The organism is Erysipelothrix enhydrae (genome assembly GCF_035066605.1).
Lineage (GTDB): Bacteria > Bacillota_I > Bacilli_A > Erysipelotrichales > Erysipelotrichaceae > Erysipelothrix > Erysipelothrix amsterdamensis.
This window is the reverse complement of the sequence record NZ_CP125807.1, coordinates 1,223,765-1,247,363: the sequence shown is the minus strand read 5'-3', so window position 1 is coordinate 1,247,363 and position 23,599 is coordinate 1,223,765. Positions and strand designations below refer to the sequence as shown.

Genomic DNA, 23,599 nt, shown 5'->3' with positions numbered 1-23,599 from the left:
CTTTTTATTTATTATTTATGGCGACGTTTTAAAACTAATCCTAATCCTAAAAGTAAGATTCCGCCATAGTGGCTTGTACTGGAAACACCTGCTTTGGGCAGTTCCGTAGTTGTCTCATTTTTGGAGATCATATTTTCAGAGTCACCGTTTGCTAAATCTTTTTCCGATTTCTCTTCTGGTTTCTCTTCTGGTTTTTCTTCCGGTTTTTCTTCCGGTTTTTCTTCCGGTTTTTCTTCTGGTTTTTCTTCCGGTTTTTCTTCCGGTTCACCCGTATCTTCAACGAGAACGAGCGCATCCAATGCTGTCTCAAGTTCTAACACAGCTTGATTTAGTTCTTCTGGCGAAACCGGTTTTGGTATTGAGACACTTCTAAATTGACGGCCTCCAATACGCTCTAAGATTGATTCTGCATTCTCTAGTGCTTTATTAAGCACAGTTACACTTTCTTCGGTATAGTGCGTTAAATCAAGGTTACGTGCTTCATCAATTCGTTTTTCTAATCGGTCAATAATTTCTTGATCCAATTCGACTGGACGAAGATCTAAAGTTAAATCTTGAAGTTTCTCTGCAATTTCATCAATTTCATTTTGTGAAAGATCAGGGTTCGTACGCATGTCTTTTACACTCTCCACGAATTCATGAAGTGCGTTGAATGTTGCTTCATCATAACGATCTGCCTCAAGTTCATCGATCATTTTAATGAGCTCATCAACAGCTTCCCAATCTTGTGATTTATCAATTCGTTCAAGTAACGATAATGCATGTTTAAGGTTTTCTGCTGCATCATCAATATCTTGTTGTGTTGATACATCGAGTGCCGCAATTGTGCGTGCATGTTTATGGGCATCGTGGAGACGAATTAAGCTGGATTCAGTATACAAGTCCAGATCTACATCATCCGCTTCTTTGATTAGTTTTTCAAGATATTCAGTATTTCGAATACGTTTTAAACCAGTCATTGCTTCTTGTAGCGTATCAACCAATGCATCCATTTCAGTTTGATCCGTTACTTTATTACGTAATACCTGAACATTTTCCAACACTTCTTGGAATGTCGCAATACTTTCTTTTGTATAAAGACTTAGATCGATTATTTTTGCTTCTTCTATGAGTGCATCCAATGCTTTTGTATCTAATTTCAATACTAAATCTTTAAACGCTTTATCCAAACGTTCGTGCATTGTTTTATACTGAGTTTCGGGTGCTTCATTACCTTCAAGTAATGCCTTAGCTTCAGCATAGATTGCATCAAACTGGGCTATAGATGCTTCGGTATAGACACTTCGGTCCAAACTTTCAAGTTCTTGAATACGCTCTTGAAGCTTCACATATTCTGCATCGTGAATTTTCTCAAGCTTATCGATAGCATCGTTCAACTTAATTAGCATCGATTCATAATCTTTTTCTTGCGCAGTTTCAAGTTCAAGGACTGCCTTAGCTTCATGAATGGTTGAATCTACGTGTTCTAGGGATGCTTGTGTATAGATTTTACGATCAAGCTTTTCATACGCTTCAATCTCTATGTTTAAGGCTTGATATGATTTTGATTGAACAAGCGTAATGGATACTTGATTCATGCTTATATCATCTTTAACTTCAAATGGATATTCAAGGACATTATCAGGATAACCTTTTGGAAGTGTTTTAAGTGTAAGCGTATAATTTCCTAATGGTAATTCTTTCTGAATTCCATCTTCAATACTTATCCCTTCAAAGACTACTTTCTTTTCGTGATCTTTAATCATAAATGGTACTTCTATGGTTTCATTCACATCACTTGTTATATGGATTGAAGTCATTGCCTTTGTTTCTGTTGGGATTTCAAAAGCAATACTGTTTTTAAAACTTTCTTCGGAGAAATCAGGTTGAATCGTGTAATAGATTAAACCATCATATAAACTAAAATCAAAATCCTTAAGAACCATGGTTCCTTGTTCCTCATTACGGATGGATTGAATTGGTTTCTTATCCTCAAGTTTATGATATAAGTGAACGGTTGTTTTCGCAGGAACATGTTTAAAGGTTAAAGACCCTCTTCCATTAGCCTGTGGTTTTGCTTCAACTTGACTGAGTAATAAGTTATTTGGTTTTGGGAATGAATCCGTTTCAAACATTTGCCATTCATAAATACGAACTGCTTGCCATGGCGATGATCCCGCTAAATCAATCTTCAATTTCCACTCTTGAGCGGTAATCGGTTCATCTAATAAGACATCAGTTACGGCTTCACGATTATTTTTAATCTGTTTTGCTAATGCCCAATCGCCTTGTTCGTTTTTATAGTGAAGGGAAAAATTGATGGTATTCATGTCTTTAGCTTCCCCACCGTATTCCGCATGTTCAACACGCCAACGTTTGATTGTTTTGGGTGCATCCAGTTTGATATCCATGTATCCATTACTTTTTGGTGATGAAGCCCATTTACTGTTTCCTTGTGCTGTTCCATCTAATGCTTTTGATGCAGGTTCCGCATCATTTTGATGGCTTACACCCGTTACCTCTGCATTTAATGCAACATTAACAGGGACTTCCATTTCCACAACTTCACTTCGGTTTAAGTCAACACCCCAATCAAAACGACCCTCTGTACCAAGGCCTCGTTGTCCATCTTTATTTATGGTGATTACTTGAATGGTTGTATGGTTGTCTTCAAATGAGTTCGCATCATTTCGAGTAATCTTATCAGCATAGAAATGATTGTTTGTACTTGTGCCTAATAACACAGGTACTCCATCGTTATTTACTTGGTAGACTTCATAATACTGAGCACCGTCTACTTTGTCCCAGGTCGCTCTAAATTGAGCCATACGAGCATCCGCAAGCAATTGTTCGGTTACCACAATGTTTGATGGACCGGCCAAGCGTGGTGCCGTATTTGTATACACATGAATTTGGCCTAGATTTACTTTAATCGGCCCTGCTTGTTTCGCTTCAACTTGAAGACTAAGTGCATGCATCACAGAACCACTATGTTCGGATAAATCAACAGTGTGGCGTACCCAACCGTTTTCATCCGACTTAAGTGTAAAGAAAGTCGCATCATGATCTTTATAGTTTTCATTAAAAGAAACCCCTAAACGTAAGGTTGTATTCGGAGTCGTCTTGGTAACGACATCAACTTTTGTCGTATCTGTAACATTCAGTTTTGTACTATACAACATGACTTCATTAGTATCGCCTGCTTTAAAATCTCCTTCTATTTTTAAAGCATTCCCGCCATTGTATGCATCATCAAAATCGTATGCGATGGCAGCACGCGCTTGACCTTCTTGAAGATTTTTAACCCAGAAACGCCATGTTGGCATGATATCTTGAATTGCGCGATTATGCCATGCACCATCACGTGTTAATACACCATCTGTAAACCACTTACGTCCATGACCTGAATTAAAACTTGTCTGAAATTCAGTTCCAGTGATAACAGACTTATCAACTACATAACGAGACATCCCTTTCCAATTTTGGGAGTCGTCTGCTTTTGTAGGGTCTCCCTGTGGTCCAGTATATAAAATATTTTCTTGATTATGGAAATCTTCAGGATCTTTCGCAAGACCCATGGTGGAATTGGACGCATACAACGCTATAGAGGATAAAATACGCTTATCCGCTCCAATAAGAGTACGCGCATCAATATTTGTTTTATGAGAACGTTGTTGGATCTCAAAACCTGTGTAAGCAGCAAACGGATCACGTCCAATTGATTTTAAGTAATCGGATGTTCCTTGAACTCGACCTTGCCAGTTATAGTTGATGAAAAATTCATCAACACCAAAATCATTAGCATGATCTACAGGTTTCATCCATAAGTCGTTGGATTGATTAATCGCATTTTGATGGCTTACATTCCCATTATTTGCCATGGCATCATACCAAGAAATATTGATTGGATATCCAATTTCACGGGACTTAGTACGCATATAACGGAGCATCGCGTTCAATTGATTCGCTACACGTTGATTGGATCCATAAGTTTCTTGATTAAAGAAATACCCATCAAAACCAAAGTATTGCGCAATTTCAATCATTTTATCTGCGGCTGGAAAGGAGCCATCAGGATTTTGTTGAACCATTGCTTCGAGTTCTTTTAAAGAATCCGGTTGACCACTTCCCCATGGAAATCCTAAGGTAGCATAAACCGGAACCCCATTTTTATGCGCAGCATCCACAATATCAGGAGATGGCAAAGCAAAAATACCTTCGTCCGTACCTGCCCAATAGATGAGTGAATCGATGTATTGCCAGTTATCAAATGCGTATATATTGAAATCACTACCACCTGTTGATGGTGAGCTATCATGATTTGCATTGATAATCGCTGCGTTCGTAATCTTTGCGTCAGGATGGGCAAGATCATTGATTTGATGTCCTTTAAATCGGTTGGTATTTAAAGGTATCGTAGCACGATTCAAAGATGCATCTGGATCTGATTTTGGAGTCCATTTCATCAATGTTTCGAGTCTAAAAGCTGGTGATAATGGTTGAAGTGAAAGCCCATCATGATATGCTTCATTCACCTCATCCGTTCCATCTCCAGTAACAAGTGCATGAGATGGCATGACAAAAAAAGGTAATAATAACGAAAAACTGGTGACAACCGCAAGTGTTGTCTTTACATATGACTTAAATCTAGAATTTCTTTTCATAAATATCCCCTTTCAAATGTGCATGCGTTTTAGAAAACGCTTACACCTATATGTTATTTTGAAATCGCACGCCGAACAAGTCACAAATCATATGAATTTGGGTATAAAAAAAAGACCCCATGGGTCTTTTAGTTTTTTGTAGATTGACGAGGTGTATAAAGGTAACTGAGTTCAATTTCTTTATCTTCAACCTCATCCTCATTAAGCATTTTTGTAAGAACACGCATTGCAACTGCACCAAGATCATAAGATGGAATGGCGAAGCTTGACAAGCGCGGACGTACCATTGAGTTATATTTCGTATCAATTAAACATACAATTTCCAAATCTTCAGGTATATTCATATTACACTCATGCGCCGCATTCATTGCGGAAATCGCTTGAGAATCGCGGTTTGCAATTAAGAAATTGTAATTCATCGATTCAATATGATCCAAGAAATAATCATAGGATCGGCGGTAATCTACTGGAATTTCAATATACCCTTCATCATCAATGCCTAACTCTTGATAAGCACGTTGAACCCCTGACACCATTTGGTTTGTTGTGAAATCATTTTTGCGGTCTTGAATCACAGCAACACGGTTTTTAGGATCCATTTGAATCTTCTGCATCGTCAATTCATAAACTGCTTTTTCAATATCAACATAAACAGATGAAATTTGTTTATCAGACATTTTATTACCGATTATCACGATTGGGAATTGATATTTATTCAATTCTGCCAATTCATTTTCCATAAGTTTATCGTTATAAATAATAACACCATCCACACGTGATTTAATAATATCATCAATAACATCTTTAATATCTACGATACCTTCTGTCATTGTGTGCAGCATAATATTGTACTTATAAATTTTTGCGACATCAATTAAACCATTAATAATTTGACCGGTATAGCCAAAACTTGCTTCAGGGACGAGTAACGCAATTGTCGTAGTTTTTTGTAAAGCAAGGCCTTGAGCAATAGCATTTGGTTTATATCCTAATTTATCAATTGCAGTTTCTACTTTAACACGTGTTTCTTCACGAACAATTTCGAGACCATTAATTACACGTGATACAGTAGCGAGTGATACCCCAGCTTCTTTCGCTACATCATAAATCGTTACACGTTTCATACTTCTTCATCCTCTTTTACTTCATCTAATTTTTTATCGAGTTCACGAACTTGTTTTTCAGCCGCTTCTACAATATTTGAAGGTTCAAGGTTTGATTCTGCATCTCTTGATACTTGATCCAATTCTTCTTCTAAGGTATCAAGAAAAATGAATGCATCTTCTTCAAATTCATGTGCTTTCGTTTCTACGGTATCTTCAACAAATTCTGATACTTCTTCAGCACCATCATGGACTTTAACTTTTACCGTTTCAGCGCCTGCATGGACTTCTTTTGAGACTTTTTCTGCCTTAGCTCTTAATTCTTGTTCTGATACCCAATCCGTAACGTTTTTAGATGTATCTTTAACAATCTGAGTTCCAGCATCAACAGCCTCTTTTGTTTTTTCTTTTACAATCTCTGTGCTTTTAACAACACCCGGATGTTTTGCAAGGTCATCCAAACCCTTTTGCATTTTTTTCAGACCAAGAAGCGCACCTTCTTTAAAGCGATCAAAGGTTTCCGATTCTTCTACTTTTTGGAAAGTTGTCTTAGCAGATTCAAAAATACCTGATGCAAGATTTCCTAAATCATCAAAAAATTCATTGCGTTCCGGAGCAGCGCGAAGCACTTCTAAAGCGGAATTCACAATATCTTTATTTTTTTCAAGTAAATGTTCGGCACGTTCTTGGATAAGATCACTATCTTTAAAACCCGCAATGATTTCTAATGAGCGAACATTCATATCGTTAATGGTATTTAAAGTTTTATCTCTAAATGTTAAAAGACGCTCTTGACCATTTTTTGAAGCGATAATTTCATTACTTTCACTATAAAAGTTATAAACAACATCATCAATTTGATAAACAAGTTCATTTAATATTTCGTCATATTTACTCATAAATTCCAAAATCCTCCTCTTTTTCATCTCCAGTTTCTTGAGCCTCTGAGTTTTCAGGGGTACGTCCATTACGACGCTTATCTAAAAAATCTTTGGTCCAATTAACAATGGCATCGGAATGCTTCGCTCCATAACTTGCGACGGAGCTCACAGCACTTACGGCTGATTGATTTACCAAGTCCACTGTATTTGTAACATTATTTAAAGTATTTAAAGGTGCTTGAAGCTGATCCACTGAACTTTGTGTCGAATCAATAACACCGTTAACACGGTCGATTGTTTTCGGCAAATCCCTCACAACAACATAAATACGATACAAAATCATTGCCAATATAATTAAACAAATTACACCTACAATCGGTGCAATTAAGATTGATACTTCACGTAAATTCTGAATTAATGCATCCATTCTATCACCTCTCTAATGTCATTATAACTGTATATGAAAAAGTTTTCAATCGTTGAAACGTATTTTCAATGCATCTTTTAAATCATAAATATCTTTCGAACTCATAAAGACATAAACTGCTGGTCCAAAGGACTCAAGCAAGTCTAAGTCATCATCGTTTAAATCCACAACATGACTTCCATTGATGCGTTCTTGAAGGTATGTAATATCAATATCAATCCCCTCTTCCGCATCATCAATACTTGTAAAGGGACATAAACACACTTCATCTGCAAGGCTTAGTGCCTCCGCAAACTCATCTGCGAAATAATACACCCGACCAACACGGTGCGGTTTAAAAACCCCTACGATTTTATGATCTGGATAACGTGTTCGTGCCGCTTCAAGGGTTACACGGACTTCAGTAGGATGATGCGCATAGTCATCAATATATACATTATCTTTACCCGTCTCAATTACAAAACGACGTTTCGCCCCGGTAAAGGTTTGAAGACCCGCTTCGATATCATTCGGTTCAATGCCTTCATATAAACCCACCGCGATAACCGCAAGTGCATCTAAGATCATATGATCTCCAACAATTGGAAGATTAAAACGATGAACAAGTTTTCCATCCACTTCAACATCAAAGATGCTGTGAGTCGTTGTCTTTTCAAGTTCAGTTGCACGAATTTTATTGGCTTCACCAAAACCATAAGACCATGTTTCCACATCGAATGTTAAGTCTTGGTAATGAGGATCATCACCCCAAACAACAATTAACGATTCCACATTCTTTGCGAATTCCTTAAATGCGGATAAATAGTCCTCAACAGACTTAAAGTAATCCACATGATCGATTTCAAAATTTGTCATAATCGCGATTTTAGGTTTATATGCTAAGAAATGACGACGGAATTCACATGCTTCTACCGCAAAATATTCATCATCACGTTGTAAATCACCACGACCATCACCAATAAGATATCCGGTTTCTTTTGAGTAACTTAACATATCACGTAAAAGTGTTGTGGTTGTTGTTTTACCATGTGATCCACTTACCGCAATGGTACGATAAGAATCCATCATTTTCCCAAGATATTCATGATAACGATATGTTTCAACCGTCGGATTTTCCTTAGCAGCTTGAACCTCTTCATGATCATCCAAAAATGCATTCCCGATAATAACAACTGTATTATCCTTAATATTGTTTTTGTTAAATGGGACAATTGGAATGTTTAGCGCTCTAAGCGCATCTTCTGTAAAGAAATGACGATCGATATCTGAACCCATAACTTCATAACCCATTTTATAACAGATACGTGCTAAAGCTGCCATACCTGTCCCTTTAATACCAATAAAATAAATTGGTTTATTCTTCATGCTCATCAATTCCTTCTAAATAATCATACAGAGAAACTTGAACGGTTTCTCCTTTTCCTTCATTTGAAATAATATCATCCACACGTAAATCCATAAGGGACTCATCAATTTTACGTGCTTCTGCTTTTGATTCTTCTTGAACCTTTCCATACATTGGACTAATTACTTCTGCAACTGGTACATGTTTGGAGGCTTTATTCTTTTTGGGAATATCCAGAGGTTCTGAGGGCTGTGAAGGCCCACCATACATTGGACTAATAATATCTTTTCGTTGGTATTCGAATTTTTTTACTTCCAATTCGGATGTGCGGGCTGCTTTAGCACGCTCCATTTTACGTTTTGCTAGGTCATCATCGGCCGTAATCATGCGAGATTTACGGTTTAACTCACTGGCTGCATTCACAGCCTCGTCAGGAGTCATATCAGTAATAGGCTTTTCGCTTATAACAGGCTCTGTTATATCAACATGTTCTGTTACGGTTTTTGGCTTTTCTACAATTTTCTTTTCTTTGGGAAGAATTGGTTTCAACTCAGGAATTTCCACTTCACCAACATGATCAGAAATTTCTTCTTCTATAACGATTTCTTCTTCTTTAAATAAAACTGATGCTAAACGACGAAACATGATATTACCTCTACCTTTCTATCCTACTCCGTTTTTGGAGCTGTCTTATCAATTATATCCGAGATTGCTCCAGATTCTGGTATCGCATGCTCAAAGAATTCTTCATATCGTTCATGATACGTGATAATATCTTTCTTCGAGAAATCTTGGACTACTAAATCTTCATTTACTGTGATGCTTCGCATCGTTGTAAACATTGATTGCACAATCATATCCATATTGGCATCATTTACAATTGCCATCATATCGACTTGTCCATTTTCAAGCACTACAGCTTTATGCTTTTCTAAATCAACAATACTAAAGATAAAGTGTTGTTCTTTATCCGAACCGTCTACATAAGTACCGGTTGTACGATATGATACCGCTTCTTCTTTGATTAATGATGAGAATTGAATTTTAGAATCTTCTTTTTGATCCCCTTTTTCTTTTCCTTCATTATTCTCGGTAATTTCGGTATATCGTTTTGCTACAATATTCGCAACATCAAGATCAAGCATGATGGGTTTGCGATCAATTTCATAGAGTGTTGAGATTTGCGTTGATTGCTTAACCCCCACATCAGGTAAAAGATAATAACGATAATATTTTTTATTATGATTGGTCGCCTCGGGCATTGGTCTACTGAGTGCACTTTTAACGAGGTCATCATAATTGATCGCTGCAGGTGTACATCCACTTACAAGAAGTAAAAGTACCAATGCAGTTATTAACTTACGCAATGACATCACCCCATGTCTTCTTATCAATAAAGTGTAATAAAGCTTCACGAGCTGCTAAGTAATCATCCGTATCAAGTATTGAACTGGATGTATGAATATTACGTGCACATAAACAGCATGTTAATGTTTTAACACCGGAATTTGATTTGTGAACTGCACCCGCATCCGTTCCACCAGGTGAAAAGTAGTATTGATGCTTAATATCATGTTCTTTACATATATCCACAAACTTATAGATTAAATCTTTAGTCGCAATCATATTTCCATCCATAACACGAACCAAAACACCACCGCCTAATTTACCAATAGCTTTTGAATCTAACGCATCATTCGCTGGCGAACAGTCAAGAATAATTGCAAGATCAGGCTTCACAAGATTTGCGACCGTTTGTGCACCTCGTAACCCAACTTCTTCCTGAACACTACATCCAACATAGAGATCGTAATCCAATTCTTGATCTTTAAGTGCTTCAAGTAAATCCAAGCCCATTACACATCCATAACGGTTATCAAATGCTTTGGCTAAAAGACGTTTCCCTTTGTTTAATACATTGAATTCACCATCAACCACAACCATATCACCAATTTGAATACCCATAGCACGTACTTCTTCAGGTGTTGTTGCACCGACATCCACAGTCATCTGTGGAATTTGGATTGGCTTCAAACGATCTTCAGCTGAAAGCATATGCGGTGGTGTTGCACCAATAGCACCATCATAAACTTCACCATGACGTGTTGTAACACGCACACGATGACCTAAAAGCACTTGGCTAAACCAACCACCAACAGGATGAATTTTTAACACGCCGGTCTCAGTAACTTCTCGAACTAAAAACCCTACCTCATCCATATGTCCTAAAACTAAAACTTTAGGAGCATTTTTTTTCTTACTACGACGTACCGCTATAATACTTCCTAAGTTGTCACGGAGAATTTCATCCGTATAGTTTGAATATTCGTTAAATAAATATTGAGCTACTTGATGTTCATGACCACTCACACCATCAAGTTGTGTTAAGGTCTCAAACCAATTTAATTGCTTTTCATTCAACATTATTTTTTCCTCCAAATCGCTCTAAAAATCGGTTGCCCCATTTCATGGAACTTACGTTCATATTCGGTAAATGGATCTTCATGTTCATGACTTCTAAAATCAACATCCACTTCCACAAGTTCAAACTTATGTTGGCCAACACTCACAAGTGAATAATTAAAAAGACCTACGTTGTCTGTTTTCATCCAAATCTCACCTTTATCCGATAAGACAGTATAATATTCATCCAATTTGTCTTTATAAGTTAAACGACGTTTGGTATGACGTTTCTTAGGCCATGGATCACTAAAGTTTAAATGAACCACATCAACTTCACCCGGTGCAAACATATCGTTTAAATTTTCCGCATCGCCATAAATAAATTTCTTATGATCCCCCGGATTTTTTTCCAATTTCTTTAATGCGATTGAAGACGCTGTAAAATCACGCTCCATCGCTACAATACCGCGATCTGGGTACAGCGCTGATAACTGATGCCAGTAATCACCTTTACCCGATCCAATCTCTAAATGAAGCAATTCGCTACCGAGTGCTTCTTTCCAATTTCCTTTAATTGTTTCAAATTCTGTTACTGTGTAGTCAGCAAAAGTTTCAAAGACTTCTGAGCTCCACTCTTTTTTACGTAATCTCATGCAATCATCCTCATTTTAATATGTACATTGTACCATGCTTCAAGACTTCTTACCTTGTTTTTTACATTATTTTCATGAATATGTGATAAAATACAAATATGAAAAACAAACTCACCGCAACCGGGATTATTGTTGAATATAATCCTTTACATAATGGTCATTGTTACCATATTAAAAAGACCCGTGAAATCACGCAATGTGATGTTTTAATTGCGGTCATGTCACCAAATTTTGTACAACGCGGTGAACCGGCTTATCTGGATAAATGGGTTCGTACAGAAGCGGCTCTTGAATCAGGTGTGGATTTAGTTTTAGAACTTCCAACTATTTATACTTTACAAAGTGCGGATGTCTTCGCATTTAAGGCAGTCGAAATCTTAAATCATGTGGGTATTCAGTCCCTTGTATTTGGTTCAGAATCAAATGTTCTTCCCGTCAAACCACAGTTTGATAAAGGCTTACTGAAACAAGGGCATTCCTTTGCCCATGCTTCAAATACGTCCAACCATCAGTCAAATGATATTTTAGGTGTCTACTACGTTCAAGCATGTCAAACATACGGGATAACGCCATTAACCATTCTCCGTACGAATAACTACCACGATCAAAGCATTAGTACAAGCATCGCTAGTGCCTCCGCAATTCGTAAAGCACATCAAGAAGGCATCTCTGTTAGCCATACAACGCCTTTAGACCTTAATACACTTACAAGCTATCAACTCAAGGAGTATGAACCCTTTATACACTATTTGCTTTCCGTTCAACCCTCTAAAACACTCAGTCAAAATTCATTAGTTTCAGAAGGGATTCAAAATCTATTCATCAAACATCGACATCTTCCTCTTGATGATTTAATTGAAACGTGTACCTCTAAACGCTATACACGATCACGGGTACAACGCACCTTAATGAACTTACTTTTAAATTTTACGAAAGATCTTGAACAACCCCTAGAACACGTTCGAGTCTTGGGCATGAACACCAAAGGAAAAGCTTACTTACGACAACTGTCCGATGATGAAATTCCCTACACAACGCAATTTAAGCATTACCAGTTTAAAGAACTGGAATTACGCGCAACTGAAGTTTACACCTTACCCAAAGATGAGACGATAAAAAAAAGACTTCTTAAACAAGAAGTCTCCGAACTTATTATTAAAACTTAAGCGGTTTAATAACTTCCCATGGGAAGCCATCACGACCGAAATGACCGAAATTTGCGGTATTACGATAGATTGGACGTAATAAATCAAGTTCCGAAATAATATTGCCGACTTTAAAATCAAAGTTGGCTTTTATTATGTCTAAAATCTCTGATTCAGGACGTTTATGCGTTCCGAAAGTATCAATATGAATTGAAAGGGGATCTGATAAACCAATTGCATAACTTAATTGCAATTCAATTTTATCGCAAAGCCCTGCAGCCACAACACTTTTTGCGACATAACGTGAGAAGTAAGCTGCTGAGCGATCCACTTTAGATGGATCTTTCGAACTAAAGCATCCACCACCGATACGACCAAATCCACCGTAGCTATCCACTACAATCTTACGACCCGTTGTACCACTATCACTAAAAGGACCTGCAATACTAAACTCACCACTTGGATTCACAATAAAACGTGTTTCTTCTGTAATCCATTTTGAATCAATGACGGGTTTAATAATGGACTCCATAACTGTTTTCTCAATGGTAGCGTGATCAATTCCAGCTTGATGAGATGCACTCACTAAAACAGTATGCACAAACTTTGGTTCATTACCTTCATACGCAACGGTTACTTGTGTTTTCCCATCGGGGTAAAGCCAATCAATCTCCGCTTTCGCATCACTTAAACGTTTTGATAATGCATGCGCTAAGTGAATTGGTAAGGGCATATAATTCTCTGTTTCATTACATGCAAACCCAAACATAATTCCTTGATCGCCTGCCCCTACATTTTCTTGAGACACAACTGCATTATTGATTTGTGATGATTGTTTATTAACTTTAACCATCACTTCATATACTTCTGGATAACCAATATCCGCAATGACATCTTTCGCAACCTGTGCATAATCAATCACAGCTTTCGTATTAGCCTCACCATAAATTAAAACAAAATTATCTTTAATGGTCGCTTCAACTGCCATTTTAGAATTAGGATCTTGTTTTAATGCTTCATCTAAAATTGCATCGGCAATTTGATCGCACATTTTATCCGGATGACCATCCGTAACACTCTCTGATGTAAAATATACTAAATTCATACTAGCCTCTTTTCTAACGACATAAAAAAAAGTCCTAGCAACAACACTAAGGCTCAGAAATACATCTATAGCTTCTTATCGTTGTTAGCTGTACCACCTTGCTCTAGCAGGTTGGTATGAGGTTAATGAGCTAACTCTCTACCTCAACTCTTGATAATCGTGCCTACATCTTAAACTAATTGTACTGAAAAAGCAACAGATAGACTGGAATTTTCAATAAAGAAATTGAGGAGGACGAACTATTAATGATAATTATGAAAAAAGGAATAAGCATTGCTGCTTATTCCAACGGTTTCTGACGATAATTACCTTCTATGCGTTCTACTGATGAAATCTCAATAAAAGCTTTCGGATCTGTTTGCGTGATCGCATCTATAATACATGCAAGTTCAAATTGATTCACAACAATATACAAGACGGCCTTATATTTTTGTTTAAACATCCCAATTCCATCAATCTTCGTAATACCATGGCGAGTCACAGCCATCACAGCATCCGAAACTTCTGTTGGAAGATCCGTAATAATATGTAAACTCGATAACTTATAACGATCATGATAGTGATCAATGACTTGCGTTGAAACAAATTGGTAAATAATTGAATACAATGCAAGCATCCAACCATAAACAAAGCCAGAATAAATTAATAGGGTAATATTGAAATACATAATTTTATCCCACATCGGTTTATTCTTAACCATAGAGTAATAAATTGCGACAAAATCAGTACCGCCTGCTGAACCCCCTACCTTTAAAGCAAATGAAGATCCAACACCGTTCATCACTCCTCCAAAAATGGCTAGGAGGATCGACTGATCATTAGGATCAACATTAGGTAAGACGGTAACCACAGGAAGGATTTCCACAAACAACGAAACCAAACCAACGTGTAAAAAGGACAATGCAAGGAAACGACGACCGAGTTTTTTCCATACAAATATCAACACGATAGCATTAATCAGGAAGAACACAATTCCATAAGACAATTCAATTCCAAATAATCGACTGCTCTCTTTCAGTAATAAGATTGTTAATCCACCAGCTCCAGCAGGAATCAAATTCCCTGGACGAACAAACGTTTTAATTGCTAATGCCGAAAATAACGCACCAACAACAATTCCAACTATATGTTTGGGTTTAATTAACCTTAAATTTTCCATATTTATCATAACTGTACTTTAAGTACATCCCTTCTTAACTCTAAATTGATAATAACACATATTTCAAAAAACCCAATCAATCAAACCTTATTTTTGTGAATCTATGATAAAAACTATGTGAAGAAACGCACAAATTTAATTTGAGATAAAAAAAAAGAGGTTGTTGTCTAATCACAACAACATCCCTCACACTCTTCATCTTCTTCAAAATCCACATCTTCACGCGCAATCGCAACACAATCAATTGAAATCTTCGCATTCTTCGGCAGACGCGATACTTCAATACAACTACGAGCTGGATAGGGATAGGAAAAATAGATTGCATACATTTGGTTCATCTTATCAAAATCTTCAAAATCGGTAAGATAGACAGTCGTTTTCACAACATCACTCAAACTCAGACCGCTTGCTTCTAAAATATGTTCCATGTTTTCAATTGTTTGAATTGTCTGCTTCACGATATCTTCCGCAACAAGATTCGATGTCGCATCAATCGGCAATTGCCCTGAAACATAAACCGTATTATCGATAAGTAATCCCATTGAATAAGGACCCACGGACTTCGGACCCGTTTCGGGACGGATTTGTTTTCGAACCATCTTACATGCCTCCTACAATAAATCGCGATAGTACTCGTCGATTTCTTCATCTTTCTTAAAGCGTTTGTTTAATTTGAAGTAACCCACAATCGCACCAACGACGATAATAAGAAGGCTTCCTAAACTTAAGAACCCATTTAAATCTTCAATCATCTCTGTCACCTCATTTCTTATATTATAGTTTAATGGTTTTTTGAATTCAACGAATCCGCACCACCGCATTCATGTCCTTAAACCATTAGAAATCTTTTAAGAAGTCTTTACCTTTGAGAACTTCATGTGTCGCTAATTCTGGATATCCAATTTGACGCAGAACTTCAAAAACACAGATTGCAACCGTATTGGAAAGATTCATACTGCGTGCATTGGGAGCCATTGGAATTCGGAAACAACGATCATAATTTTCTTTAAGTATTGATTTCGGAATACCCGTACTTTCCTTACCAAACACAAGATAGATATCTGTTTCTTCAATCGATGTATAATCAAAATCACTGTGGGTATGTTCCCCATAACGCGTCAGATAAAACACAGGCCCGTTAACCGTCTCAAGAAAACTATCCCAATCAAGATGACGTGTTAGGACCAAATCATCCGAATAATCCATTACACTCCGTTTAACACGCTTCTCATCCAAAATAAACCCTAGCGGTTCAATTAAATGCAGTGCAGCACCACTTGCTACACAAGTTCTCATAATATTACCGGTATTCTGAGGAATCTCCGGTTCGTAAAGCACGACGTGAATCATATTTAACCTTCCAATCTAAGCCAAAATAGGCAGCACCCATAAGGGCAAATATCACTGCAGTAGCAGCAAAAATACGATATACAAGAGCCATAAAGAAGGGTTCTGGAACCAACAAAATTAAACGGTCCACCCTCGGATTTAAAAGCCATAAATCATTACTGAATACAATATTGTGGAATGTAATCCAAAATGTATCAAAATCTAAAATCGCAATCATTGCAATTGTTCCGAAAATTACAGCCAAAACAATCAGCGCTGACCCTAAAACATCACGATTTAATACCAGGTCAAGATAATCTCCCGAACCCAAACTCACCACAATCATGATTGCTACAAAAATCATACCCAAATTACGAAACAACATCGTTTTTTGATAGAGTGCTTTCACATCTTTCATATGCTCGTGTTCACGCTCATTAAACATTGGTACCGTTTCACCCTGAATAACCACAGTTTTCGATAATGCTGGCTCTCGATCTTTTAAATAATCTAAAAGTTCTACCGTAACATCTTCCAATTCCGTCTCAGTAACCCCAATTTCTTGAGCAGTATTCGCACGTTTATAAAAATTATGATAAGTACTTCTGTTAAACGATAAAATATCAATCGCTGTAATCATCATACATACTACAAAAATCACGACAGCAACACCATAAAATTTCCGTTTCATCATTACCCCCTTAGATAATTCAAGAGTAGTTGGACCGCTCGACCACGATGAGAAACTTCATTTTTCGCATCATTTGACATTGTGCCAAAGGATTGTTCGGATCCTTCTGGATAGAAAATCGGATCATACCCAAAACCTGTTCCACCTTCTTGAACCGCTCCAATTACACCCTCGACTACACCCTCAAAAATTTCGTCGCACTTTGGGCCATACATTGAAATGGCACAATGGAAGCGTGCACTACGATCTTCCACCCCGTCCAATCGTCTTAATATTTCATTATTTTTTAATTCATATGGTGTATCTTCACCCATGAAACGCGCTGATTTCACGCCAAGTATATCGGGTAAAGCATCGATGACCAAGCCTGAATCATCTGAAATTACTGTTAAACCTGTTTTTTCAGATAAATACTTTGATTTAAGGCGTGCATTACCGCGAAATGTTGCTTGATCTTCAATGACAGCATCCATTGAAATGCCATAATCCTTTGCGCTGCGTACAGTATAGCCTAAAGGTTCCAAAAGTTCTCTAAACTCACGGATTTTTCCTTCGTTATGGCTTGCAATTAATAGTTCCATAGAATACCTCCAAGTCTTATGAAATTATAACACTTATGATATAATTACACTATGAAAATTCAAAAAACCATTCGACACATTCTAAATGAAGATGCCCTTCAGATCAAACATATCGATACCGGACTTACTAATGATAACTTCTATGTAAAGACGGAACATTACGATGTGGTTTTAAGAATGCCCAAACCTGAAAATCACGGATTGTTTGATTATGTCCATGAAGGTCATGTGCTTAATCTCTTGAATGATTCCAATCTTGAACCCCATCTTTGGTATTTTGATCCAAATACGGGCATAAAATGTGCGAACTATGTTGAAAAGGCTGAGACCTTCTCAATTGAATACCTTGACCGGGCTGCAAAGCTCATGCGTTCATTTCATAATTTGAAGCTCAAATCAGGAAAAGTATTTAGTATTAAGGATCATTTTGAAATGTACCGAAGCAGAATCAAAGATCCTTGTTACGATCCGAATTTTGTGATGGAAATTATGAACGAAGCCGATGCTTACTCGCATGACAACCCAATTTTATGTCACAATGATTTGGTACCCGGTAATTTTCTGTTTACCGATACACAGGATTATCTCATTGATTTTGAATATGCTATGGATAACGATCCATGTTCTGATGTCATGTCTTTCATCACTGAAAATGATATCACAGACACCGAAGTGCGAAATCAGTTCTATTACGCGTACTTCGGATCATTACCGGGCGAAACAATCCAACATAAGCTTGATGTCTTTGAAGTGGCACACAACGCCTTATGGTGTGCTTGGGGACTTATGATGTTAGAATCACATCAACAAGCCATCTACCAAGAAATTGCCGCTTTGAAATACCAAAGACTTTGCGAGGCCTATTCTAAAACAAAACCCACCAAACAATAATTGGTGGGTTTTTGTTTATAAAAAAAGATCCCGAAGGATCTAATTAATTTCATATAATTCTTTGAAGAATTCATTAATTTCCGCAATGGAATCGATGAGTTCTTCTTTATCTTGTAGATGAAGTAGCAATCGTTCAGACATGGCTTCATGAAATTGATTATGAATTTCCATAACCGCTTCACCTTTATCCGTTAAACGGAGTCGATAAACACGTCGGTCGTTCTCATCTTGTTCACGAAGAACATAGCCTTTTTGACTTAATCGATTGATCGTTGTTGTTAAAGTGCCTTGCGTTATTCGAAGCGCCTCCGCAACATCCCGCATCATTTTCGATTTGCTTTTTTGAATGCTTTCAAGTGCATGAATTTCCGTCATAGATAATCGAACACCATGAACTCGATGATATCGTTCTTCTAATATTAAAATTTGATTAAAAATATCAACCAATAATTCATTAATTACTTTACCAGCATCATCTCTCATGATTTATTATTTTTCTAAAGCTTTTTGAGCTTTTCCTACTAAAGTTGTAAATCCTTTAGGATCATGGATAGCAATTTCTGATAACATTTTACGGTTAATTTCGATGTTTGCTAAACGTAGACCATGCATTAATTGGCTGTAGCTCATGTCATTTAGACGAGCAGCAGCGTTAATACGTGTGATCCAAAGTTTACGCATTTCGCGTTTTAATTGTTTACGGTCACGGTAAGCGTAACGTTGTGAACGCATAACTTGTTCATTAGCTGTACGGTAAAGTACATGTTTTGAACCATAGTAACCTTTCGCTAATTTTAATGTTCTTTTACGGCGTGCACGTGACGCTACTGAATTTGTTGATCTTGGCATACTAATTCATCCTTCCTTAATCTTGTAACAAATGCTTGATGCGTTTGTAATCGCTCTTAGAAACTAATGTAGCTTTACGTAGTTGGCGATTTTGTTTATTTGACTTATGTCTAGCAAAGTGAGAAACATAAGCTTGTTGTCTTTTTAATTGTCCTGATCCTGTACGTTTAACACGTTTTGCTAAAGTACGTTTTGTTTTCATTTTAGGCATAACTGGCCCTCCTCTTATAAACTATTTCTTTTTATTTGGAGATATTACTACAGACATTGTATTTCCTTCGAGTTTCGGACGTTTTTCAACGGATCCTAAATCTGAACATTCCTCGATGAAACTATCCATTGTCTTTCGTCCAACCTCTAAACGAGTGATAAGACGTCCTCTAAATCTCATGTCAACTTTAACTTTGATTCCTTCTTCTAACCATTTACGAGCATGACGTAACTTTGTATCAAAGTCATGTTGATCAATAACTGGTGATAATCGAAGAGGTTTAATTTGGGTAACATGTTGATGTTTCTTCGCTTCTTTCGCTTTCTTTTGTAATTCAAAACGATAGCGACCGTAATCCACGATTTTACATACTGGTGGGTTTCCATTAGGCGCAACACAAAGCAAATCAAGATTGTGCTCATTGGCTTTTTCTAATGCTTCGCGACGCATAAGGATTCCAAGTTGTTCACCTTTAGGTCCAATAACAAGAACTTCTTTAAAACGAATTGCTTCGTTCACTAAATCCTCTGGTCCTTTAGGCTTTTCATTTCCATATCTTCTACTAATAAAATTCACCTCCTTGTGGTGTAAACAATAAAAAATGTGTCTCATTATAGGAAACACACTCAAAGGTATAAATTAATATTGACCTAAGCTTATTACCTATGAATGAATCATCAGGTGAGAAGTGTGCTTCTGCTTTCTTATTGCTTGGTAAGTATATCACGGTCATATCAACATGTCAATGAAATACTCAATAACAGCTCCGGAAACAAAGTCCACAAAGCGTGAATTATTAGCGAACATATTATACATTTATTTTATCATTCTGCCTATACCTATTTTAAAATATAATTTTTAAAAATCTTTACTCACAAAAAAAGCACCCTAAGGTGCTTTTGCATTATTCAGAATCTTTTTTCTTATGAACGATTTCCAAATGCAATTCTTCAAGTTGTTTATCAACTGCAGGTGAAGGAGCGTTTGTTAATGGGCAACGCGCTGATGCATTTTTAGGGAACGCAATAACATCACGAATTGTATCCGAGTGCGTTAACGCCATTGCAAATCGATCCAAGCCAAATGCGATTCCACCATGAGGTGGTGTACCGTATTTAAAGGCATCCACAAAGAAACCAAAACGTTTTTTAATTTGTTCCGGTGTAAAACCAATAATTTCAAACATTTGTTCTTGTAATTCTTGGCGGTAAATACGCATCGAACCACCAGCAATTTCAAATCCATTTAATACAAGGTCGTAAGCTTGCGCGATGACTTTGAGTGGATCTGTATCAAGAAGTTTTTCATCGTCTTCGCGTGGTGCTGTAAATGGATGGTGACGTGCAATAATAACATCTTCGTCCATTTCAAACATTGGGAAATCCACAACCCAGCAATACGCAAATGTATTTTCAGGAATGAGATTGTAATCCTTAGCAAGTTGAAGTCGTAATGCACCAACAGCAGTACAGGTGTTCTCCCACATACCACTACCAATAAATACAACATCACCAACTTCTAGATCATATTCCTGAATCATTTGAATACGTTCTTGTTCATCAATAAATTTCGCTGCGCCACCGGCGAAACCTTCTTCTTCAACTTTCAAGACTACCAAACCTTTTAATCCGTTTTTCTTTACAAGATCGGTATATTTGTCCATTACTTTACGTGTCATCGATTCTGCTTGTCCTTTAAGTACAAGACCTTTTAAGACACCACCCTCTTTAAGGGTGTCACTGAACACTTTAAATTCACTAAGCATAAAAATTCGATTAAAATCTTGTAAATACATTTCAAAACGCATATCCGGTTTATCAGATCCATAAACATTCAATGCATCTTCAAAACGAATTTGAGGAATGCGAGGTTTTTCAAGACTTAAAACATTGACCATTACATTATCGACAACTTCTTCCACAAGACTCATAAATTGTTGTTGATCCAAGAAGGATGCTTCAATATCGACTTGAGTAAAGTCAAGCTGACGGTCAGCTCGTAAATCCTCATCACGGAAACAACGAGCAACTTGATAGTAACGTTCAAGACCACCAATCATAAGTAGTTGCTTAAAAATTTGTGGTGATTGCGCAAGCGCATAAAACTCACCTTCATGGACACGTGATGGTACAAGATATTCGCGAGCCCCTTCAGGTGTTGATTTTGTAAGCATTGGTGTTTCAACATCAATAAATCCCATTTCATCAAGGGTACGACGCATCTCGGTAACGATACGTGCGCGTGTAATCAATTTATTTTGCATTACCGGACGACGCAAATCAAGATAACGATACTTTAGACGTGTTTCTTCCAATGCATCCGTTTCATCCGCAATAATCATCGGTGTTTGTGCTGCTTTATTGATAATCTTAACTTCAGTTACTTCTATTTCAATATCGCCAGTATCCATTTTAGGGTTTTTATCCTGACGTTCACGAACGGTACCACTTACCGAAATAACAAATTCATTTTTTAATTCTTGAACAATTGGATATTCATCATGATTCACAACTAATTGAATCAAACCACTTCGGTCTCTTAAATCAATAAAATTAATTGAACCAAAGTTACGACGTTTCGCAACCCATCCAACCAGCTCCACATGTTGTCCAACATGCTCAATTCTTAACGTTCCATTATGATGTGTTCTTTCCATTATTTAGCTCCAATCCACTTTCTAACCTGTTCCACGACATCCTCGTGGGCCACACGACATTGTTCTTGTGTTTCAATATTTTTTAAAGTTACGACATTTTCTGCAACTTCATCACTTCCACAAATCATCGCAATTTTCGCATTAAAGCGATCAACTTGCTTAAATTGTGCTTTCATCGATTTGTTGTAGTAATCCATATCCGCATCATAGCCTGCTTCACGCAACATTTCGATCATTTTAAACATCGAGCCATTTGCTTCATGTCCTAAAGGCATTCCAAATACATCAATACGATCTTCGGTATCAAATTCAACACCCGCTAAATCTGCATAGAGTAGAAGGCGTTCAAGACCCATCGCAAATCCAATTGCATCTACTGAAGGCCCCCCAAAATATTCTACAAGCTTACTGTAACGTCCACCTGCGAAAATTGTTGACTGAGACGCAGCTTTGGGGTCTGTAGAAATGAGCTCATAAACTGTATGGTGGTAGTAATCCAAACCACGTACCAAACGCGAGTCAATTTCATAAGCAATCCCTTGTTCATCAAGCGTTCGTTTTAATTCTTCAAAGTATTCTCGTGAAGCATCGTTTAAATAGTCATGATTAATTGGAGCGGTTTTCATCGCTTCATGTTCTTGATCTACTTTACAATCCAACATTCGTAAAGGGTTTTGTTCATAACGACGTTGACAATCCGCACACATCGTATCGAGATGACCTGCAAAATGATCACGTAAGGCTTTTTTATAAGCATCCTGAGATTCTTGATCACCCAATGTATTGACTACTAATTTAAATTGTGTGATTCCAACTTCTTTTAAAATATTGATACCGACAAGCATTGATTCAATATCGATATATGGGTTTGCTTCTCCAAGAAATTCAACACCAAATTGGTGGAATATACGCAAACGTCCAGCTTGAGGTCTTTCATAGCGGAAGTTTGGTGCAATGTAGAAGTAACGTTGCAAAGCGCCTCCTGTTGCGTAAAGTTTATGTTCTACAAAACTACGAACCAAACCTGCAGTTCCTTCGGGTTTCAGGGTAAGCGATCGATTGCCACGATCTTCAAACGTATACATCTCTTTATTAACAACATCACTGCCATCATTTCCACGCGCAAATACATGTGTATGTTCAAAAACTGGTGTACGCATTTCAGTGATATGATATCGATCACACATCTCCCGAGCGATGCGCTCAATGTGTTGCCATTTTTTAGCCTCTGCTCCAAAAACATCTTGTGTACCGCGAGGTGCGCGATAATTTTCTGACATAATTCTACCTCCTCTAGTATATAAAAAGGTGCTACCAAGGACGCAAATCGCGTGGTACCACCTTTGTTTTTTACTTAATCTCTTAACGCGAGTCACGACAATTTCTACTGATTCAAAATTGTATCTCCCATGTGTCCCATTCCTTTATTGATATGCTTTTCACCAACCAGCATTTCTCTACAATCAAACCAGAATTTAATCATGATCATTGAATATGATATTACTTTAACACAATCGCACTTTAGAT

At 37.2% G+C, this 23,599-nt stretch carries 24 protein-coding genes and 1 other annotated feature; of the genes, 2 read left to right on the top strand and 22 right to left on the bottom strand.

Features of this window, described 5'->3' with window-relative positions:
- Nucleotides 1-11: 11 nt before the first annotated feature.
- The 9 genes from LLS04_RS06170 to trmB form a co-directional block, all read right to left on the bottom strand.
- The gene (locus LLS04_RS06170; RefSeq protein ID WP_323610834.1) at nt 12-4,643 is read right to left on the bottom strand and encodes an endo-beta-N-acetylglucosaminidase; all 4,632 of its coding nucleotides are present in this window, start codon (nt 4,641-4,643) and stop codon (nt 12-14) included.
- Nucleotides 4,644-4,771: 128 nt separating this feature from the next.
- Nucleotides 4,772-5,767, bottom strand: a complete 996-nt coding sequence (locus LLS04_RS06165) for a LacI family DNA-binding transcriptional regulator (RefSeq protein ID WP_013852749.1) — start codon at nt 5,765-5,767, stop codon at nt 4,772-4,774.
- On the bottom strand, nt 5,764-6,645 hold the full coding sequence (locus tag LLS04_RS06160; RefSeq protein WP_323610833.1) for a hypothetical protein: 882 nt from the start codon (nt 6,643-6,645) through the stop codon (nt 5,764-5,766). The genes LLS04_RS06165 and LLS04_RS06160 overlap by 4 nt, the downstream gene beginning before the upstream one ends.
- Nucleotides 6,638-7,054, bottom strand: coding sequence for a hypothetical protein (locus LLS04_RS06155; protein WP_323610832.1), 417 nt, complete (start codon nt 7,052-7,054; stop codon nt 6,638-6,640). The genes LLS04_RS06160 and LLS04_RS06155 overlap by 8 nt, the downstream gene beginning before the upstream one ends.
- A gap of 45 nt (nt 7,055-7,099) precedes the next feature.
- On the bottom strand, nt 7,100-8,425 hold the full coding sequence (gene murC, locus LLS04_RS06150) for a UDP-N-acetylmuramate--L-alanine ligase (RefSeq protein WP_323610830.1): 1,326 nt from the start codon (nt 8,423-8,425) through the stop codon (nt 7,100-7,102).
- Complete coding sequence (locus LLS04_RS06145; protein ID WP_115354700.1) at nt 8,409-9,044, bottom strand: hypothetical protein; 636 nt, start codon at nt 9,042-9,044, stop codon at nt 8,409-8,411. Before LLS04_RS06145 ends, murC begins: the two co-directional genes overlap by 17 nt.
- 23 nt (nt 9,045-9,067) lie before the next feature.
- A complete protein-coding gene (locus LLS04_RS06140; RefSeq protein ID WP_323610826.1) occupies nt 9,068-9,772 on the bottom strand; it encodes a phospholipase D-like domain-containing protein in 705 nt (234 codons plus the stop codon).
- Nucleotides 9,759-10,823, bottom strand: coding sequence for a M42 family metallopeptidase (locus LLS04_RS06135; protein WP_323610824.1), 1,065 nt, complete (start codon nt 10,821-10,823; stop codon nt 9,759-9,761). Before LLS04_RS06135 ends, LLS04_RS06140 begins: the two co-directional genes overlap by 14 nt.
- Nucleotides 10,823-11,455 carry a tRNA (guanosine(46)-N7)-methyltransferase TrmB gene (trmB, locus tag LLS04_RS06130; protein ID WP_323610822.1) on the bottom strand — a complete coding sequence of 211 codons (633 nt, stop codon included), beginning with the start codon at nt 11,453-11,455 and terminating at the stop codon, nt 10,823-10,825. The genes LLS04_RS06135 and trmB overlap by 1 nt, the downstream gene beginning before the upstream one ends.
- A 98-nt stretch (nt 11,456-11,553) precedes the next feature.
- On the opposite strand from trmB, the gene LLS04_RS06125 reads away from it, so the two are divergent.
- The gene (locus tag LLS04_RS06125) at nt 11,554-12,621 is read left to right on the top strand and encodes a nucleotidyltransferase family protein (protein ID WP_323610821.1); all 1,068 of its coding nucleotides are present in this window, start codon (nt 11,554-11,556) and stop codon (nt 12,619-12,621) included.
- Here LLS04_RS06125 and metK read toward each other — a convergent pair.
- The 7 genes from metK to rdgB all read right to left on the bottom strand — a co-directional run bounded on the left by metK (nt 12,611) and on the right by rdgB (nt 17,465).
- Entirely contained in the window at nt 12,611-13,705 is a 1,095-nt protein-coding gene (gene metK / locus LLS04_RS06120; RefSeq protein WP_323610819.1) for a methionine adenosyltransferase, read from the bottom strand. The genes LLS04_RS06125 and metK overlap by 11 nt on opposite strands.
- A 280-nt stretch (nt 13,706-13,985) precedes the next feature.
- Nucleotides 13,986-14,873 carry a YitT family protein gene (locus LLS04_RS06115; protein ID WP_323610818.1) on the bottom strand — a complete coding sequence of 296 codons (888 nt, stop codon included), beginning with the start codon at nt 14,871-14,873 and terminating at the stop codon, nt 13,986-13,988.
- A 158-nt stretch (nt 14,874-15,031) separates the two neighbouring features.
- Complete coding sequence (locus LLS04_RS06110) at nt 15,032-15,463, bottom strand: Rid family detoxifying hydrolase (RefSeq protein ID WP_323610817.1); 432 nt, start codon at nt 15,461-15,463, stop codon at nt 15,032-15,034.
- Nucleotides 15,464-15,475: 12 nt separating this feature from the next.
- Nucleotides 15,476-15,616 carry a hypothetical protein gene (locus LLS04_RS06105; RefSeq protein ID WP_003773197.1) on the bottom strand — a complete coding sequence of 47 codons (141 nt, stop codon included), beginning with the start codon at nt 15,614-15,616 and terminating at the stop codon, nt 15,476-15,478.
- A gap of 85 nt (nt 15,617-15,701) precedes the next feature.
- The gene (locus LLS04_RS06100; RefSeq protein WP_323610816.1) at nt 15,702-16,214 is read right to left on the bottom strand and encodes a tRNA (cytidine(34)-2'-O)-methyltransferase; all 513 of its coding nucleotides are present in this window, start codon (nt 16,212-16,214) and stop codon (nt 15,702-15,704) included.
- Nucleotides 16,165-16,884, bottom strand: coding sequence for a TIGR01906 family membrane protein (locus LLS04_RS06095; protein WP_323610815.1), 720 nt, complete (start codon nt 16,882-16,884; stop codon nt 16,165-16,167). The genes LLS04_RS06100 and LLS04_RS06095 overlap by 50 nt, the downstream gene beginning before the upstream one ends.
- Before the next feature lie 2 nt (nt 16,885-16,886).
- Nucleotides 16,887-17,465 carry an RdgB/HAM1 family non-canonical purine NTP pyrophosphatase gene (gene rdgB, locus LLS04_RS06090; RefSeq protein WP_323610813.1) on the bottom strand — a complete coding sequence of 193 codons (579 nt, stop codon included), beginning with the start codon at nt 17,463-17,465 and terminating at the stop codon, nt 16,887-16,889.
- Between the two features lie 51 nt (nt 17,466-17,516).
- On the opposite strand from rdgB, the gene LLS04_RS06085 reads away from it, so the two are divergent.
- Nucleotides 17,517-18,356, top strand: a complete 840-nt coding sequence (locus LLS04_RS06085; protein WP_323610812.1) for a phosphotransferase — start codon at nt 17,517-17,519, stop codon at nt 18,354-18,356.
- A gap of 39 nt (nt 18,357-18,395) precedes the next feature.
- Here the strand turns inward: LLS04_RS06085 and LLS04_RS06080 are convergent, their stop codons facing one another.
- From LLS04_RS06080 to hisS, 6 genes are all read right to left on the bottom strand, one after another.
- A complete protein-coding gene (locus tag LLS04_RS06080; protein ID WP_003773186.1) occupies nt 18,396-18,839 on the bottom strand; it encodes a MarR family winged helix-turn-helix transcriptional regulator in 444 nt (147 codons plus the stop codon).
- A 6-nt stretch (nt 18,840-18,845) separates the two neighbouring features.
- Nucleotides 18,846-19,205: a 50S ribosomal protein L20 gene (gene rplT, locus LLS04_RS06075; protein ID WP_003773184.1), complete on the bottom strand. Its 360-nt coding sequence runs from the start codon at nt 19,203-19,205 to the stop codon at nt 18,846-18,848.
- Between the two features lie 16 nt (nt 19,206-19,221).
- Entirely contained in the window at nt 19,222-19,416 is a 195-nt protein-coding gene (gene rpmI, locus LLS04_RS06070; RefSeq protein ID WP_323610810.1) for a 50S ribosomal protein L35, read from the bottom strand.
- A gap of 21 nt (nt 19,417-19,437) precedes the next feature.
- Nucleotides 19,438-20,028, bottom strand: a complete 591-nt coding sequence (gene infC / locus LLS04_RS06065) for a translation initiation factor IF-3 (RefSeq protein WP_407933720.1) — start codon at nt 20,026-20,028, stop codon at nt 19,438-19,440.
- Nucleotides 20,029-20,320: 292 nt separating this feature from the next.
- Nucleotides 20,321-22,072 carry an aspartate--tRNA ligase gene (gene aspS / locus LLS04_RS06060; RefSeq protein ID WP_323610807.1) on the bottom strand — a complete coding sequence of 584 codons (1,752 nt, stop codon included), beginning with the start codon at nt 22,070-22,072 and terminating at the stop codon, nt 20,321-20,323.
- Nucleotides 22,072-23,352 carry a histidine--tRNA ligase gene (gene hisS, locus LLS04_RS06055; protein WP_323610806.1) on the bottom strand — a complete coding sequence of 427 codons (1,281 nt, stop codon included), beginning with the start codon at nt 23,350-23,352 and terminating at the stop codon, nt 22,072-22,074. Before hisS ends, aspS begins: the two co-directional genes overlap by 1 nt.
- A 33-nt stretch (nt 23,353-23,385) precedes the next feature.
- Nucleotides 23,386-23,570, bottom strand: a binding site (T-box leader).
- Nucleotides 23,571-23,599 lie beyond the last annotated feature (29 nt).